Raw genomic sequence first — 17,817 nt, 5'->3', positions numbered from 1 at the left:
AGCTGCATTGACCGGTAAAAACTAGCAGAATATACTCGAGGGATAGGAAGATAATTCCTGAACCTTGAACTTATATCATTCTTTGAAAACGCATACATTTATAGGGATAGGGATATGAAAGGAGGTGAGAGTGAAGAAGTTTTAACGCTGCCTGTCGGCTGGCATCAAGATGGAGAGGGATTGTGGATCCATTTATGCTAGCGCTTACTGTCTTATTTGGAAAGTGAAGGAGGTAAATTATTTCATTTCAATGCTAGGATCATCTGCTGAGTTTTGTGCAAACGTTTTACCTAAATTTTTAATCAGGAGGTTGTTGATTTGATAAGGAGAAAGTTTAATCGATTTGTTGCTTTATTGCTCGTACTTGTAATTTCTATCAGTTTATTGGGAATCACGGACGGCGCCTTGGTCAGCACAACGAACGCTGCTGCAAGCAGTCAGAAGTATGAAGGCGAGAGCGCTTCGCTATCTGGGGGAGCGAAGGTAAATACCGATCATAAAGGATACTCCGGAACAGGATTTGTTGACGGATATTTAGCAGTTGGCGCAGCTGCGACTTTTAACGTGCAGACGTCGGCAGCAGGCAATTACAATGCAACCCTGCACTATGCGAACGCGACCGGCAGTGCCAAGAAAGTCTCCATTTACGTGAATGGGGCATTGATCAAGCAGACCACGCTGGCTAGCTTGGCGAACTGGGATACTTGGGCAGACCAGACAGAGACTTTGAGCTTGCCACAAGGGAACAATACGATCACCTACAAGTATAACTCCGGCGACAGCGGGAATATCAATATCGACTATATGTCAGTTCTCTCGTCTGATTCTACAGTAGATCCGGTTACGGACGGATTAACCGTACATGTGAAGAAACCGACAGATTGGAATTCAGCACTCCGCATTCATTATTGGAATCTGGTTCCGACCTCTGTGCCAACAAGCGGCGCTTGGCCGGGGGTTCTGATGAAGTCCGATGGGAATGACTGGTACAGCTACACGATTGCCGGGGCAACAAGTGCCAGTCTCATCTTCAATGACAGTAACGGCAAACAGACTGCAGATTTATCCCGCAGTACTAAAGAAGGTTGGTACTATACGGATAACAAGTGGTATGATGCCAATCCGGAAAGTCCAAAGATCCCTGTAATCTCGGCGTCTCCTGCACCGAAAACTTACGATACCGCCCAGACTGTAACTCTATCCAGCACGAATTCGGGCGACAAGATTTACTATACAACAGACGGTTCAGTCCCAACGGCTTCTTCGAAGCTGTACACGGGCGGAATTAAGGTAGACGCTTCGATGACTATCAAAGCGATGGGGGTTAACTCAGCAGGCCAAGCTGGAAGCGCAGCCTCCTTCGCCTATGTCATTGACCAGAATACAGACATCCAGGCTCCGACGATTACGCCGAACCTGCCTGTAGGGAATTCGAGTACGGCAGTTACGGTATCTTTTGTGGTAAAAGACAACAAATCAGCAGCGACCACAGCTTACTATACTGAGGACGGGACAGAGCCTACCACGAGCTCCAAGGTCTATATCTCCGGGAACGCTTCGGCCGGCATGACGGGCCCTGGAATTCTGGTCTCCAAGACGACTACTCTGAAATTCCTGGTTATCGACGGCGCTGGACTGAAGACCACGCAAAGCTTTGTCTATAACATTGGGAAAAGCGGAGATTTCCGTGAGGATAGTATCTATTTCGTGATAACCTCAAGGTTCTATGACGGGGATAAGAGCAACAATGTGCATGCATGGGATGACGCCAAGGCAGGCAACCCGGACTCAGATCCGGCCTGGCGCGGTGATTTTAAAGGATTGATCGACAAGCTTGATTACATTAAGGCCCTGGGCTTCAGTGCGGTGTGGATTACACCTGTAGTGCAGAATGCCAGCGGATATGATTACCATGGCTATCATGCGATTAACTTCGCCAAAGTAGACCCGCGCTACGAATCTGCCGGCACGTCTTACCAGGATCTCATTAATGCGGCCCATGCGAAAGGGCTGAAGATCATTCAGGATATTGTCGTCAATCATACCGGGAACTTCGGGGAAGAGAACCTGTTCCCCATGTTCAAGAAGGATCCGACCAAACCGGATACTGTCAATAATATGACCAAGATTACGAATAAACTGCCTTCCAACTATGACACCATGACACCGGATCAGCAGTATCAGGCAAGACTGGCATTAATGAAGACCGAAGGGGCTAACAACAACATTTATCACACCGAGAAAAGTCTTTCCTGGGAATCTTACACGGTTCAGACAGGGCAAATTGCAGGAGACTGTGTGGATCTGAATACAGAAGAGCCTGCGGTGGATCATTATCTGATCGACACTTACAACAAGTACATTGATATGGGTGTAGATGCTTTCCGGATCGACACGGTGAAGCATGTGAACAGATATATTTTCAATAAGTACTTCATACCTGCCTGGAAGCAGAGAGGCGGCTCGAACTTCTATCTATTTGGCGAAGTGGCCACCAGATATAGAGATGTCTGGAACAGCGGAATCCCGTCCATTTCCACCCCGTTCTATACTTGGAAAGAGTCGAAAGCTTACCCGGGTGACGGCAAAGATGATTACGCTTCCAACAAGGCTTCGGTTGAACAGAACTGGGCTGACAACTCCACTACGGCGGGGCAGCCTACTTCGAACAACGCTTTGCTGAACGGCAATACTTATCATGCGCCGGACTATTCGATGAAATCCGGACTGGATGTCATTGATTTCCCGATGCACTGGGCATTCAAGAGCGCTCAGGAAGCATTCAGCATGAGAAGCGGAGACAAATTCTATAATGATGCAACATGGAATGTAACGTATGTGGATTCCCATGACTATGCGCCTGACCAAGCACCTGAGAATCAAAGATTCGCAGGAACACAAGACACCTGGGCAGAGAATCTCGATCTCTTGTTCACTTTCCGTGGAATTCCGGCGATCTTCTACGGTTCTGAAATCGAGTTCCAGAAGGGTAAGGTTATCGACCCAGGTCCGAATGCTCCACTTAGCACAACGGGAAGAGCTTATTTCGGCGATCATATTGAAGGAAGCGTAACCACACAAGACTATGGTAAATACACGAATGCTACGGGAACACTCGCTGAATCACTTAATTATCCGCTGGCCAAGCATATCCGTCAGCTGAATCTGATCCGAAGAGCCGTGCCTGCCCTGCAAAAAGGCCAATACTCCACTGAGAATGTAAGCGGGGATTTGGCGTTCAAGAGAAGATATACAGATACCGCTAAAGGTATCGACAGCTTTGTACTGGTCACAATTTCGGGAAATGCAACTTTTACGGGAATCCCGAACGGCACCTATGTAGATGCCGTAACTGGCGACACCAAGAGTGTTACCAATGGAAGCATCACCTTGTCCTGCTCAGGCAAAGGTAATGCTAGAATCTATGTGCTGAATGGTCCTGGTAAAATTGCAGAATCCGGCAACACTTATCTGAAATAGTCAGATTGCACATATTAATATTTAGAGGCTGCTGATCTTCGATCAGTGGCCTTTTGTCTGCGATGGAAGAGCTAACGCGGAAGATCGGCTTAAGCGCTGATTGCTTATGGCCAATTAGTACATAAATTTTGGTTGTTTGTTAAAGCTATAGGAACTGAACTAATGTCAGCATGAGCATGATCCTTTCGTTAGTTCAATCTGAATGGCAGTCAACATACAAAGGAGCTGAATGGAATGGAGAATAAATCACACAGCGGGAATTATAGAGGAACCACCAACATGCACGCGAAGAATCAGGATATGGGCTTTGTTAATGATACGTTAGAGAATGCCAAGAATACGACGCCAGTCAATATCATGAAGGATGATATTAACGAAGGAAATGAACAGGAGCCGCTTGAACTAAACGGGGACTAACCCGTCATGTAACCTTAGGTAAATAACGATGTAGTATATGTAGTTTGAGAAAGCTTAGTTAGCGCAGCCGGGCTGCACTGACTAAGCTTTTTGCTATTCTCTCATCTGCCTAAGGAAAAAGTTGCTTGGTAAGCTTGCTGTACGGATTCGCCATCCCATCGCTATTGACAGCGCTTTCCTCGGTCCTTATGATGTATTCATGAACGCGCGTTTATGAAAGAGGCTGGGATGATTGAAGAAGTCTGAGATGAAGAGTGAAGAGATCGCTCGCCTTGCGGGCGTATCTAGAAGTACGGTTAGCCGGGTCATCAATAATTATGCAAATGTTCCGCCAGAAACGCGTGCGAAAGTAATGAAAGTGATTCAAGATCACAATTATTATCCGAATGTATCTGCACAGGTATTGGCTGGCAAACGGGCGCGAACCCTCGGCTTATTCTTGATTGAGCCTGGCGGCGTGTCTAGTGACATTCTGACCAATATGCTAATCGTCAGTGTAATCGAGAACGCCTCTTCGCACGGATATTATGTGCTGACACATATTATTCGGGACACTGCCGATACGGATACCATCAGGAGTGTGCGGGAGATCTTCTTCCAGGGCAGAATTGATGGGGGTATCTTCATTGGAGCAGCAGACAGGGAGCCTTTAATTGATGATTTGATCAGGGAAGGGTTCATGGTCGGCGTTATGGACCAGGAACAGCCGATTCCCTGTCAGCCGAACCGGATTGCCGCCATATTTAACAATACTTCGGGGATGAAGCAGGCTGCTGCCTATTTGGCGGAACTTGGACATACCCGTATTGGAGTCATCAACGGGGATATGAACCGTCTGTCCGGCCGGACCAAATATGAAGGCTACATGCAGGCAATGGAGACAGAGGGACTTAAAGTGAACCCGGCATGGGTGCTGGGGGGCAGCTTTCATGAGAATAGCGGCTGCAATGCCGTTAAGAAACTTCTCCATTGTGAGAAGCATGATCTTCCTACAGCGATCATTGCAGCCAATGACAGTGTGGCCTTTGGAGCCATTCGTGCGCTAAAAGAGCACGGATTAAGGGTGCCCGATGATATGTCGATCATCGGCTTCGATGATCATCCATTAAGCGCGAGGCATCACCCGGCACTAACGACCCTTCAGGTTGATTTCAGTGAAATGCTGGGGCAGTTGACCTCAAAGCTGATTGCCAGAATTGAGCATCCGGACGAGGCGATCCATGATATTACGGCGGAGTACACTTTAATTGTCAGAGAGTCATGCAGAAGAATATAAGCTCCATACCATTTCATTCACTATATACAATGAGAGGATGTTATCCAATATGACAGGTCTGCTCGGAAATAAAGTGATTACCCAAATTGGGATACTTGTACATGACATTGACAAAGTAAGCCAGGCGTATGCTGATTTCTTCGGCGTAACGAAACCGGACGCTATCATTACCGATACTGTAGATATTGCTCAGACGGAATATAACGGAGGCCCAAGCCCCGCTCGGGCCAAGCTGGCCTTTTTTGACATGGGTTCTCTGCAGGTAGAGCTAATTGAGCCGGATGAGCATCCAAGCACCTGGCGGGATTATTTGGACGAGCACGGTGAAGGACCGCATCACATTGCATTTGTCATTGAAGGGATGAAGGAGAAGATTACACTCCTGGAAAGCAAAGGATTTCCTCTTCAGCAGAAAGGGGAATACACGGGGGGCCGATATGCATATATGGACACATTCAAGGAGCTTAAAGTACTTGTAGAGCTGCTTGAGAACGATAAAAAGTAACAGATACAGGGTTCTATAGATAGTTATACGATACCGGAAGGAGCTACGATCATGAACCTGCTTATCACTGGTGCAAGCAGAGGCCTCGGCTATGAAATGGCAGCCGCAGCTCTGGAACGCGGGCATTCCGTGATCGCCGGAACGCGTTCTCTGGATGTGAAGAGCAGCAAGCTCAGCTTACTAGAGGACAAGTATGGTCCAAGACTCCACATTGTCCCGCTGGATGTCACGGATGAGCAAGGAATAGCCTCGCTAGCTTCCATTCTTAACAAAGAAGGGACGAAGCTTGGCGCAATTGTTAATAACGCCGGTATTCTGACTGCCCGTAGTACGCCGATTGAAGAGCTTGATATGCAGCAGGTAGCGAAGACGTTCGAGGTTAATCTTTATGGACCGATGCGGGTGCTGAAACATTTTCTTCCGCTCATGACTGAGACGGATGCGGCAATCATTAATATTTCTTCCGAGGCGGGCAGTATCTCGAACGCTTATCCGGGCGATTACCCTTATGCAATTTCTAAGAGTGCACTGAATATGTTCACCGCGCAGCTGCGAAGTCTGCTTAAGGATCAGGACATTCAGGTACTTAGTGTTCATCCCGGCTGGATGAAGACAGATATGGGAGGCGAGGATGCTCCAACTTCTGCCGGGGAGAGTGCAGCCGGCATTCTTGATCTTATTGAGCGTAAGGTAGTTCCGAAGACGAAATTTAACTTTGTGGATTATTCCGGGAACGAAATGCCGATCTGAAAGGTATACCCAGTATCTCATCTATTGCCCGGTTAACTAGGAGGGAATTAAATGAAGTATAGACAATTAGGCAGTACTGGCTTGTCGGTAAGTGAGGTTAGCTTTGGCACCTGGGCTATTGGCGGTTCATGGGGCAATGTCAAAGATGCGAATTCGCTTGAAGCGCTTGCTGCAGCCATGGATGCGGGCGTTAACTTTTTCGATACCGCAGATGTTTATGGCGACGGACATAGTGAAGAACTTCTCGCCAAAGCAACCAAGGGACGTGAGGACAGCATTCATATCGCCACAAAGTTCTGCCGAGCAGCGGACATTTACGATCCTTCTGTGTATTCTTATGAATCCGTACGTTCGTTCTGTGAAGCAAGCCTGAAGCGGCTTAATCGAGAGCGTATTGATCTCTATCAAATTCATTGCCCGCCACAAGAAATTTTGCAGGATGGCGAAGTATTCGCAGTACTTGATAAGCTGCGGGAAGAGGGCAAAATTCGTGAATACGGGGTTAGTGTGGAGACGGTGGAGGAAGGCCTAATCTGCCTTGAGTATCCTGGCGTTAAAGCGCTGCAGGTGATCTTCAATATTTTTCGTCAAAAGCCGGCGGAAGTGCTGTTCCCCAAAGCTCATCAGCAGGGCGTCGGCATTCTGGTTCGCCTTCCGCTGGCGAGCGGCCTGCTGACAGGAAAGTTCTCCGAGAACAGCACGTTCGATGCAGATGATCACCGCAGCTTCAACCGGAATGGAGAAAGCTTCAATGTGGGAGAGACGTTTGCGGGGTTACCGTTCGAGAAAGGCGTCGAGCTCAGCCGCGAGCTGGCCTGGATCGGTGAAGGCAGAGGCAATATGACACGTGCCTCCCTGCGCTGGATTCTGGACAATCCTCACATTACCTGCGTTATACCTGGCTTTAAGAATGTTGCTCAGGTTCAGGATAACCTTGGTGTACAGGAAGTTCCTGCTTTCACCGAAGACGAGCTGGCTCGTCTCCGAAGCTTCTATGAAGCAAAGGTACAGGGCGAAATCCGCGGTCCTTATTAGGCTTTAAGAGAGACCGTCCTATATGCAGTGATCAAAATAGCAAGTCTCCATTCAATGGAGGCTTGCTATTTGTGTTTATTCCGGCAGCCAAATTGCAAAGCTGGAGCACTACTTCCAGGATATGAGCGAAGGGAGAATTTTGTCGAAAATAAGTCGATTCCAGCTATATAAAGGACATTGGAAAATATTCTCGAATAAGTTCTTGTATTAATATAGAAATTAGCGGTAAGATCATCTTTACAACTAGCGATTTTGAGAATGGTGTCACAAAAAGGAGAAATTTGTCGATAGATATAGATAATAGGATAGATGTGAATAGTAGAAAGGAACCTTATCTGAGATGATTGGATTTAGAAGACTAATGATTGTATACATACTAGTGATGGGCCTCTTATTGATTTTCCTGAACGGAATCTACTATTACACCATGAGAAGTACGCTTCTTGACGGACAGAAGCAGAGCATAGAGATGATGACCTCCCACATTAAATCTTCACTGGAGATCACGCAAAAAGGAGAAATGCTGTTCGAAGAGGCTTTGGCGGACAAGCTGCGTCTGGCGTCAATTGCAGCCCAGAATATGCTGCCTCACAAGCTTGATGAGGTTACCAATGAACAGCTCGTTCAAATTCGGGCCAAGTTGGGCATTGAAGATTTGACCTTGTTCAAGTATTTGAAGGAGGAGAACAATTTCGTCGGGGTGAAATCCAGTGATCCCAAAGAGATCGGGATGACTACAGAAACCTGGGGCGGCGGAAAGTGGAATAAGGTATTCAAGGAATTGATGGAGAAGCATAATGCTACGCCAATCCCCAACTTTGGGGAGAATCTGCCCAGCTTCTGGGCCGGTCCGTTCGACACTTCGTCTTCAGACCCTTCGAAGATCAGCAAGTGGGGATATTACAACGACGGGACTACGGATTATCTGATTGATCCTTACATTTCAGAGAGCATCATTAACCGGTTCAGAGACAAGGCCGGCGTGGAGTTCAACATTGAAGAACAGGAGAAGAGTAATCCATTAATTCTTGAAATTGGCATCCTGAACGACAAGATTTTGCAGGGGGAATGGAAGACCCCCAAGGATAAACCTGAATGGCATTCCGAACGTAAGCTTCTCTACGGTAAATATAGTTATACCTCGTCTGAAGATTCAGCCATGGCTAAGGAAGCTTTCTCCAAGATGGAAAAGGTGCACAAGGTAATGGAGATCAACGGGAGATCTGTTCTAAGAACCTACTCTCCCATTAGTCTTGAGGATAATGTGAATAAAGGGTTCGACCGCATGCTGATTATCGTCACTTCCGATATGGATCAGATGACCTCGGATTTGGTCCGCAAAGAGGTAAGGATATCGATTGTAGCCTTGATTATTCTGGTCATCGGGGCTTTGATGATTAGTGCTGTCGTTAGCTATATCAAGAAACAGGGCAGAATTGTGAATGATGTTCAAAGCATGTATCTTCAGAATATCGACAGCCTGTTCAAGACGATCAAGGAGTACAGGCATGATTTCGTGAATCATATCTTTGCGCTGACCGGGCTTGCGAGAATCAAGAAATATGATGAGCTCGAGGAGTACCTTCACAGCCTTTCCCATATCAACAAGTCGTTTAACGAAATTGTTGATGTTCAGGTTCCCGCCTTTAACGGGCTTATTCAAGCGAAAGCCGCGCAGGCGCTGGAAAGAAAAATTAATTTTGAATATGATTTCACCGGGTTCGAACATCTCAATCTTGATATATTAAAAGTTACTAACTTAGTGCGTATCACCGGCAATTTGGTTGATAATGCCTTCTATGCGGTGCAGGAGAGGGATGAAGATGACCGCAAAGTGGAGGTTATAGCCCGGGTGGAGCAGAAGAGGCTGACCATTCAAGTGCTCAATAACGGGGAGCCCATTCCAGATGAGCTGAGAGAACGGATCTTTGAGCATGGGTTCACGACGAAGCCGAGAACCCGGAACAGCGGTCTGGGTCTTGCGATTGTGAGGAAGTTAGTTGAAGGCTACCATGGACGGATCGAGCTTAAGACCAGCGATGAATACACCTGCTTCAAAATCGAAATTCCGCTCAGTCCCAAAGAGCTCCATGGGAATGTTTAACGTTAATAGTAGGGAAGGGGGTCCCAAGCCATTTCAAGGCTAATGGGACCCCCTTTCTTTTCTATCTCAGAATCGTAGTTGCCTGATTTCCCGCGTAATCTTCAATTACCAGCTTGAGTGAGCTGGTGGTGGAATCAGGTGTGAAGGTAAGCCCACTAAGCTTGGTTCTGCCCCGCAATATATAAGGGAACTTCTTAGTTACATAAGTGACCCCGAACTCCTTGGGCACATTATCCTCATACACGTATACATAGTGCCAGTCTTTCAGAGTCGGTAGAGCCAGCGTGTACGTATCACCTTTTACCGTTACATTCTCCTTGGCATAAGGCTCAATCGTGTTATCTGCCAACCGTCCGGTGTAGGTCGAGAGAGCCCCGCCCTCAGTAACAATATCCAGGGAGTAGCGGTCGCCGTTTGTTGGGAGCCCCGTTAGTATGGCAGACTCATCCTGACTTTGCGCTGTAAACGTTTTGGAGAAAGGAGTGTCTGTATACTCTGTCGTTAACTTGATGATTACCGGACCTACCGCATGCTCGGGTTGCTTCCAGGTCACTACAGCTTGTCCGTTCGCCTGAGGCTGAACCGCAATATTCGTAACCGCATCATTCAGGTCATAGGTAAGTGTAGCAGGTTCACTTTCCGTGCCATCCGCACCCACCGCGGTAAGGGACAGCTTGCCTGATTTCTTGCTCAGGGATTTGATATAGTACACCGAGTCATATATTCCGCCAACATAGGAACCGTTCTCGTACAGATTGTACTGCTTTACTTTGGAATAATCCTCGATATTCCAGGCCACACCCATTTCTCCGGTATTGGTTAGGTTCTTGGTCAGTCTAAAGCCTGTTGGCGCTGCCGGCTTGACAGATGAACCGTCAGAGATTTTGATTTGACCGATATTGATCTGATAGTCGCCTACAGGTTTGTTCGATTTGCCAATAAAAAGGCCCACTGCGGCAATCGTTCTGTTCTTATAGGTTTTCAGATCAAGGTTACGGGTCACCCAGCCCTCGGTCTGCTTGCCGGAGTCCGGAATCTTCACCTTAACGACTTTGTCCGGGTGATCTTTGAAGATGAGTCCAACACTCAAGGTCGATTTGTCACTGGCTGAAGGCTTGTTATAAGAGATCGACAGGGTGGAATTCTTGTGAACGTCCAGTTCGGTCTTGTACAGGTGAAGGAAGTTATCCGCATCCAGCTTGCCATTCAAGACAAGTGAGCTTCCTCCATTGAAGCCGCCTACAGGCTGGTAAGTAAAGCGCGAGCCCTTATTGTAATTTGGACCGAAGTCGAAATCGGCAGTCAGCTTGCTGCCTTTGGATTCCAACCACCACTGCCAGGTCACAGGAATATCTTGAATATTGATATTGGACCATTCCTTGGGATTGGATACTTTGCCGTTCACATAATAAGCAAGGCCATGTCCTGTATTGAAGTTGGTTGCAAAATTAGCCCCCTCAATAACGGAACGTTCAGCGATATACGCAGCCATACCGTCCCAGTTGGCGCCAGAGCCTTTGACATCGGACAGATCCACGGCCGCATTTCTCCTAGCATTCGAAGGGTCCTGGTTCGGGCCGGACCACCAGGCACGGTCGCGGACAAAGGTCATCCATTGATAGTCGTCGTTCGCCCGGCGGTTCAAATCAGCTCCACCGAAATCCTCATCAAGCGCACTCTGGGTGAAGTCGGCTCCGAGTGTGGCAATGCTGTTCATGGGCTGGCCCTGATCATCGAGATTCAGGCGCAGGTCATACTTCTGCTTCCATCTCCCGAAGTCCCCGTTCCCGCCTTCAACGCCCGCAAAGACGGTCTGCAGCGGGTCAAGTCCCAGGCTTTTGGCATGCTCACTGGAGTTCTTCAGCTTGTCCTTGTTCCACCAGTAGTTCAGGAAGATGGAATCCGAGACCTGACCGAGCTCAGTGTCTTTGACAAAAGGGCTGTTCTCCGCGTTGAATTCATTCTGGTAAGAAATTTGGCCATTTGAATTCAAGGTAGAATCATACCACTGTACGTAAATCCCCTGATCTCTGAGGTACTTCATAAACTGCTTATAGCGGGGAATATCCTCGGCGGCTACGCCTTTTGAGACTTCCTCTTGATTGATGAAATAACCGTCATATCCATAGTATTTGGCCATCTCGACCAGCTTTTTGGCGACTGGAAATTCCCCGTTCTCATCCTGTACCAGCATTTGCTTGTAGGTTTGCGGCCCGCGGTCGTTATCCGAGAAGAAGATACAGGCAATCGAGAGGACGCCGTTCTTGTGGGCTGCATTCGTGTAGGCTGGATTGGGAAGATTCAATATACCGAATTCGAACCATTTCTCGGTCCAGTCCTTGTTCGGATCATACAGCTCTTCGGGAACTTCAGCCGTAGGCATGCCATGCCAGGAACCATAGTAATCCGTGTACTGCCAATAGTTGAAGAGATACTGGCTGAATTCATTCGTATAAGAGTAGCTGTCAAAAAAAGCATTGCCATAATCACCGCTAAGGGTGAAATTCTGTGTCTTGGGACTCAGCTTGGGATAAGCCTGGGTGGCTGAGAAGGAACCGATTCTTTTTTGCAGCGGAACTCGTGCTCTGAGCATGTCCCCGTAGACATCGCTTTCAGGGGTCCAGTCGATAATATTAGAGCTGGTGTATCCATGCTGGTAAGGCTGATTCGCACCTTTGGCACTTTCACCTTGATAAGGGAGCGTATCTCCAGCTTGGGCAATTGAGGCAAACGAGGAGATGAGCATGGCAGAAGTAAGAGCAATAGCTGTAGATTTTGACGAGAATACTTTACGAATGGTGCTTCGGTTCATTGTTTGTCCCCTTTCTAATAGTTGAATTTGACCGTATCCCTGACTCTCCCTCCCCGATTTGGAATCTGCCGGCCAGTTGCTGCGACCGAGCAGTTAAGATTAAAGATAGTTTATGAAAGCATTTTCAAATAGGGCGAAATTAAAGATAAGGTGTTTAAAATATAGAAAAATCTTTCCATCTTCTATACAAGCCACCGGGAAAGAGTACAATGAAAGGTAGTTTTGATCCAGTCCCAGGGGGCCTCAGCATGAGAATTGATAACGTTTACAGAGCCTATTTCAAAAATAATATGTTTATGAGAATGTTCCTGTTATTTTCCTTTATCGCCATCCTCACTATCATCACTCTTTCCTATTTCATCTACGCATCCATTGCCCAGGCTACCATCCGAAGGGAGCTGGACATCCAGAAGACTGCGATGGAGAGTGTGGATCGTTACATCCACCAGCGCCATCAGTCCGTTCAGGACCTGGTTAGGGACTTATACTCGAATGAGGCCTTATCGGCAAATGTCTCCTTCTTCATGAACCATGCCTATGCGGAATATGTGCAGCACCGGATGGACCAATTCTATGGGCAGAGCAACGATTATTCCAGCGATGTGCTTAAGTACTTCCAGAACTGGATCGATCAGAACGGGGATATCCGGAATGTGATGCTGTACAGCTCCAACCGCCAGTATCTGTCTACATTTAATCAGTACAAGCAGTTCAAGCAGCTATCTGCGAATGTGGCGCATTCCTATATTCCAGACGTGATGGCGCTGGAGAGCAAGAACATCTCAGCCCCCAATTCCTGGATTCGGAAGGCCGTCGGTCAGATCGACCCAGCCCTGTACGCGATTCGTGTTCCGATCAACAACAAGCAGTCACTCAAGAATGATGGTCAGCTGCTTGTATATCTGGACTCCCGAAGTATTGCGGATGCGATATCCAGCGATATGAACAATCTGAAGGGAGAAATTGTGGTCCTGTCCTCGGAAGGCACCGTGCTATTCGATTCGAAGGATCGTTATTATGGCAAAAAATACCCGTATCTCAATGAGAGCAAGACCGTTTATGATGATTCTGATTATGGATTGTTTAACATGGGTCAGCAAATGTATATTAACAAGCTGATCTCCACTGACGAGGGGTATGTCATTATTGGCGCTGCTCCAAGCGGGGAAATAGCTGAGTCGTACCACGGAATCCGCAATACGATTATGACGATCTCGGCGATCTGCATCCTGTTCGCTGTTTTGTTCCCGGCGCTCTTTGTCATTAATTTCGCCAAACGGACGAATCGCATTATCAAATTTACCCGAAAAGTAAGAAATGGGGATTTTGGGGCACGGATACAGGATCAGCGGGACGATGAGCTAGGCCAGATTTCGCGGAGCTTTAACGCGATGCTGGATGAGCTTAATCAGTATATTGAGCGGGTCTACAAGGCGGAGATCAAGCAGAAGCAGACAGAGCTGGTCGCTTTACAAGCTCGAATAAGTCCCCATTTTCTATACAATACGCTTGAGGTTATCCGGATGAGAGCCGTCTCCCAAGGTGCAAGAGATGTGGGAGAGATGATCTACAGCTTGTCTGTCCTGTTCAAGAGTCTTGTTCAGCAGAAGAAGAATTACACCATGAAGGATGAGCTGGAGGCGTGCCGTCTATATTTGGAGCTGTTCCGGATAAGGTACAAAGAGAAGTTCAATTACGTCATTACGGCCAGCCCCGAGTTTATGGGCCGTTCCGTGATGAAGCTGTCGCTTCAGCCCATAGTGGAGAATTATATTGTTCACGGGCTGCGGACTGACCGTACCGATAATTTGTTATCGATTGAGGTCAGGGAGCTGGTGGAAGTGCTTGAAGTCGAAGTGAAGGACAATGGAAAGGGGATTGAACCTCAGCGGCTCAGCGAAATACTTACTGAACTAAATCAACCCGAGGAGACCGGCCAGATGTTCGGTTTGCGGAGCGTGCACAGTAGACTGAGGTTTCTGTACGGACCTGACTTTGGAATTGTGATCGAGAGCAGGCTTGCTGAAGGAACAAGCATCAAAGTCCGTTATCCCAATCAAGAAGGAGTTGAGGAGTAACTATGTATAAAGTATTCCTTGTGGACGATGAGCCGTTTATTCTTGAAGGACTCTATGACCTGCTTGATTGGTCGCAGTTTGAGATGGAGATTGTGGGTCAGGCTGAGCATGGACAAATGGCGCTGGAGGCCTTGGCAACCAAGCCGGTGGATGTTCTGATTACGGATATTTCCATGCCGGTTATGAACGGACTCAGCTTGATCCGTGAGGCGCGGAAGCTGCATCCTGATTTGAAGGTAATCATCCTCAGCGGGTTCAACGAATTTGACTATCTCAAGGAAGGCATGCAGCTCGGTATTGAGAATTATCTGCTCAAACCGATCAACGTGGAAGAGCTTGAGTCCACGCTCAGGAATACAGTGGCCAAGCTGGATAGTTCAAAGTCAGATCAATTATATGACGATTACAGTATACAGATCCTGAAGGACAATACACTATATCGCTGGCTTACGCAGCAGATTGCGGAATCTGAGCTTGCTCAAAGGGCCGAACTATTAGGTATTTCATTTGAACGTCCCTTTATCCGGATTGCCGTTCTGCGGCCAGAAGGGAGTACTACTGATATCTTCCGGCAGGTTCATCAGCAGTTCAGTAATGAAGATCAGGTTACCCAGTTTCGAGATGTGGACGGGGATATTATTATAGTTGCTGCTCTCGCGAATGAAGCAGTAGACGGGCAGAAGCTGTTCAGGCAGCTGGAAGAGCTTGCTGACCGCCTTAGGGATCAGGGACAGGCAGTTCGGATTGGTGTCAGCAGGGTAGGCATGCTTCCTGATGAATCAGCTATTTGCTACAGTGAGGCGAAGAAGTCAATGGAATACTTTATGATCTTCCCGGATCGCTATCTGATGGATTATGCCTCGCTCGAATCGGCAGGAGAGCGCACTGGCGCTGGGTTCCCCATTCAGTGGAGAGACTATGCGAAGCTGATTATTGCAAGGGACCATGGAGCCTTGGCTGCCCGAATATTGAGCGATTTCGGGCAGCTTCAGCTGCAGAGCGGCATCCGGCCTTATGAACTGCAGCATGCGGCCCTAGAGCTGATCATCAGGTTCAAGATGGAGCTTGAGAGCATCAAGCATACGGATGAGTCCGAGCTGTATCAACTGTTCTTAGGCCGCATACGAGAGTGTACTTCTTTTGAAGAACTGGTTCGTGCCTTGCAGGATGCAGCCCAGGTGACCATAAATTCGCTTCTGCAGGATATGAAGAATCCGATTGTGAATCAGGTGCTTAGCTATATCGCGGTCCACTATGCAGCTGAGCTGTCACTGAAGACTCTCGGAGCTCAGTATCATCTTCATCCTGTATATTTGGGGCAGCTGTTCCATAAGGAGACTGGGGAAACCTTTGCAGAGTATATTAACAGATACCGTATTGAAAGAGCCAAGGAACAGCTGAAGAATACGAATCTCAAGGTGCACGAAATCGCAAGGAATGTCGGGTACTGGGAGACCGGATATTTCTACAAGCAGTTCCGCAAATACGTCGGAATATCCCCCACCGATTACAAGGGGCTCAGTTAAAAGGCCGAAGCATCCAAGGCAGAAGTTCAGCTGTTCCCCCGGGAGAACATCGGACCTGCGGGATGCTTTTTTTGTGGCGTGGATGTAAGCGCATTACTTTTCTTTAATTTATATCTCAATATCTTAGGTTTAACTTCTTTTTGAAAATGCTTTCATTCGATAAGGTTAATGTAGCTGATACGGGCTGGCATGTTAAGAAATTAGAAGCGGCAGCCCCGCAATACCAGCAACTTTGCAAGCTTGGGGAGTCATAATGAATTCGAGGAGGATACGTTCATGAGCAAGATGAAGACAAGATTTTCTTTCGTTTTAGCTACGCTATTGTCCCTTACACTCGTTCTTAGTGCCTGTGGAGGCAGCAAGGAAAGTGCAGGTGGAGGAAGTGGAACAGACGGCGACAAGCCAGTTGAGCTGATCTGGTACACCATCGGGACTCCGCAGAAGGATGTTGACAAGGTTATGACCGAAGTCAGCAAATACACTAAAGAGAAGATCAACGCCACGATCAAGATGAAAATGATCGACTGGGGAGACTATTCTCAAAAAATGCAGGTAAACGTAGCATCCGGTGAACCGATGGATATTATTTTCACTTCCTCAGGCGGGTTCGATTATGTGCAGAATGCCAGAAAAGGCGCCTTCTATAAACTGGACGATCTGTTAGACAAATATGGTCAAGATTTGAAGAAGACGATTGATCCGGCCTTCCTCAGCGGTTCCAAGGTTGATGCTCATAACTACGGGATTCCGGCGAACAAAGAGCTTCCTCAGCAGGAAGTATGGCGTTTCAACAAGAACCTGCTGGACAAGTACAAGCTGGATACTTCCAATATACGCTCTCTTGACAGCCTTGAGCCTCTCTTGAAGACGATCAAGGAGAAGGAGACAGGCGTAACAGCATTCGCCATGGATAAGAACTACGTTCCTTATGTTCCTTACGATTATATTATTCAGAACCTTCCAATGGCGGTGAAGCTGGATACCACCGACTACAAGATTGTGAATATTCTTGAGACACCGGAGATGAAGGAAGCTCTGACTACGATGCACAAGTATTACAAAGCGGGTTACGTATCTCCGGAAGCAGCAACAACCGGATCGACCAATGACCTCATGACTTCAGGCAATTGGTTCCTGGACCGTGCACAGACTCAGCCGCTTGCGGATAACCAGTGGTCTGCCAGCTATGGATATCCGGTAGTGTCTACTCCAGCGAGTGATGCCATTATTACGAACACCTCTGTTCAAGGTTCGATTATGGCCATTTCAGCCAACTCGGAGCACCCGGAGAAAGCCATGGAGTTCCTGAACCTGCTCAATACAGATCAGAAACTTCGCAACATGGTCGATTCAGGCCTTGAAGGAACACACTACAAGAAGGTAGATGACAAGCATATTGAGAATCTGCCTGAGTCCAAGAACTACGACATGCCTTCCTATTCCCTGGGCAATAACATGCTGCTCTATCTCAATCCGAATGACCCTGACAACAAGTGGGATGAGTTCAAGAAATTCAACTCGGCAGGCACAAACTCACCAATCCTGAGCTTTAACTTTGATGGAACCAAGGTATCCTCCGAGCTTGCAGCCGTTCAGAATGTGAAAGAGCAGTTCTGGGCCGCACTGATGACCGGTACACTTGATCCAGAGACGAACCTTCCAAAAGCGATTGAGAAATTCAATCAGGCGGGTCTTGACAAAGTCATCGCAGAAGCACAAAAGCAGCTTGATGCCTGGAGAGCCGGTGGCGGCAAGTAATTCTTAATAAGATGATAACTTTTGTGAGGATCGGGCGGGTGACTAATTCGCCCGGTCCTTTTCAGTATAACTTCAG

At 47.6% G+C, this 17,817-nt stretch carries 11 protein-coding genes; 10 read left to right on the top strand and 1 reads right to left on the bottom strand.

What is annotated here, in order from left to right; genetic code table 11:
- Window positions 1–318: 318 nt before the first annotated feature.
- From EJP77_RS05920 to EJP77_RS05890, 7 genes are all read left to right on the top strand, one after another.
- A complete protein-coding gene (locus EJP77_RS05920; RefSeq protein WP_246021685.1) occupies window positions 319–3,480 on the top strand; it encodes an alpha-amylase family glycosyl hydrolase in 3,162 nt (1,053 codons plus the stop codon).
- Window positions 3,481–3,714: 234 nt separating this feature from the next.
- Entirely contained in the window at window positions 3,715–3,897 is a 183-nt protein-coding gene (locus EJP77_RS05915; RefSeq protein ID WP_127198194.1) for a hypothetical protein, read from the top strand.
- A gap of 232 nt (window positions 3,898–4,129) precedes the next feature.
- Window positions 4,130–5,173, top strand: a complete 1,044-nt coding sequence (locus EJP77_RS05910; RefSeq protein ID WP_127198193.1) for a LacI family DNA-binding transcriptional regulator — start codon at window positions 4,130–4,132, stop codon at window positions 5,171–5,173.
- Between the two features lie 49 nt (window positions 5,174–5,222).
- On the top strand, window positions 5,223–5,678 hold the full coding sequence (locus EJP77_RS05905) for a VOC family protein (RefSeq protein ID WP_127198335.1): 456 nt from the start codon (window positions 5,223–5,225) through the stop codon (window positions 5,676–5,678).
- A 51-nt stretch (window positions 5,679–5,729) separates the two neighbouring features.
- The gene (locus EJP77_RS05900) at window positions 5,730–6,428 is read left to right on the top strand and encodes an SDR family oxidoreductase (protein WP_127198192.1); all 699 of its coding nucleotides are present in this window, start codon (window positions 5,730–5,732) and stop codon (window positions 6,426–6,428) included.
- A 51-nt stretch (window positions 6,429–6,479) separates the two neighbouring features.
- A complete protein-coding gene (locus tag EJP77_RS05895) occupies window positions 6,480–7,463 on the top strand; it encodes an aldo/keto reductase (protein WP_127198191.1) in 984 nt (327 codons plus the stop codon).
- Between the two features lie 340 nt (window positions 7,464–7,803).
- Window positions 7,804–9,567, top strand: a complete 1,764-nt coding sequence (locus tag EJP77_RS05890; protein ID WP_127198190.1) for a sensor histidine kinase — start codon at window positions 7,804–7,806, stop codon at window positions 9,565–9,567.
- 61 nt (window positions 9,568–9,628) lie between these two features.
- Here EJP77_RS05890 and EJP77_RS05885 read toward each other — a convergent pair whose 3' ends face one another.
- Window positions 9,629–12,379: an endo-beta-N-acetylglucosaminidase gene (locus EJP77_RS05885; protein ID WP_127198189.1), complete on the bottom strand. Its 2,751-nt coding sequence runs from the start codon at window positions 12,377–12,379 to the stop codon at window positions 9,629–9,631.
- A gap of 248 nt (window positions 12,380–12,627) precedes the next feature.
- Here EJP77_RS05885 and EJP77_RS05880 point away from each other — a divergent pair, with 248 nt between their 5' ends.
- From EJP77_RS05880 to EJP77_RS05870, 3 genes are all read left to right on the top strand, one after another.
- Complete coding sequence (locus tag EJP77_RS05880) at window positions 12,628–14,457, top strand: sensor histidine kinase (RefSeq protein ID WP_127198188.1); 1,830 nt, start codon at window positions 12,628–12,630, stop codon at window positions 14,455–14,457.
- Between the two features lie 2 nt (window positions 14,458–14,459).
- A complete protein-coding gene (locus EJP77_RS05875; protein WP_127198187.1) occupies window positions 14,460–15,983 on the top strand; it encodes a response regulator transcription factor in 1,524 nt (507 codons plus the stop codon).
- 276 nt (window positions 15,984–16,259) lie between these two features.
- The gene (locus EJP77_RS05870) at window positions 16,260–17,741 is read left to right on the top strand and encodes an ABC transporter substrate-binding protein (RefSeq protein WP_127198186.1); all 1,482 of its coding nucleotides are present in this window, start codon (window positions 16,260–16,262) and stop codon (window positions 17,739–17,741) included.
- The last annotated feature ends 76 nt before the right edge of the window (window positions 17,742–17,817 follow it).

The sequence above is a fragment of the Paenibacillus zeisoli genome, assembly GCF_003994465.1.
In the GTDB taxonomy this organism is placed as follows: Bacteria; Bacillota; Bacilli; order Paenibacillales; family Paenibacillaceae; genus Fontibacillus; species Fontibacillus zeisoli.
This window is presented reverse-complemented; position numbering and strand designations above follow the sequence as displayed.

What these genes read in the sequence shown, in the direction of transcription:
- EJP77_RS05915 (WP_127198194.1), top strand. Translation starts at nt 3,715, where the DNA reads ATGGAGAATAAATCACACAGCGGGAATTATAGAGGAACCACCAACATG.
- EJP77_RS05905 (WP_127198335.1), top strand. Translation starts at nt 5,223, where the DNA reads ATGACAGGTCTGCTCGGAAATAAAGTGATTACCCAAATTGGGATACTT.
- EJP77_RS05900 (WP_127198192.1), top strand. Translation starts at nt 5,730, where the DNA reads ATGAACCTGCTTATCACTGGTGCAAGCAGAGGCCTCGGCTATGAAATG.
- EJP77_RS05895 (WP_127198191.1), top strand. Translation starts at nt 6,480, where the DNA reads ATGAAGTATAGACAATTAGGCAGTACTGGCTTGTCGGTAAGTGAGGTT.
- EJP77_RS05890 (WP_127198190.1), top strand. Translation starts at nt 7,804, where the DNA reads ATGATTGGATTTAGAAGACTAATGATTGTATACATACTAGTGATGGGC.
- EJP77_RS05885 (WP_127198189.1), bottom strand. Translation starts at nt 12,379, where the DNA reads ATGAACCGAAGCACCATTCGTAAAGTATTCTCGTCAAAATCTACAGCT.
- EJP77_RS05880 (WP_127198188.1), top strand. Translation starts at nt 12,628, where the DNA reads ATGAGAATTGATAACGTTTACAGAGCCTATTTCAAAAATAATATGTTT.
- EJP77_RS05875 (WP_127198187.1), top strand. Translation starts at nt 14,460, where the DNA reads ATGTATAAAGTATTCCTTGTGGACGATGAGCCGTTTATTCTTGAAGGA.
- EJP77_RS05870 (WP_127198186.1), top strand. Translation starts at nt 16,260, where the DNA reads ATGAGCAAGATGAAGACAAGATTTTCTTTCGTTTTAGCTACGCTATTG.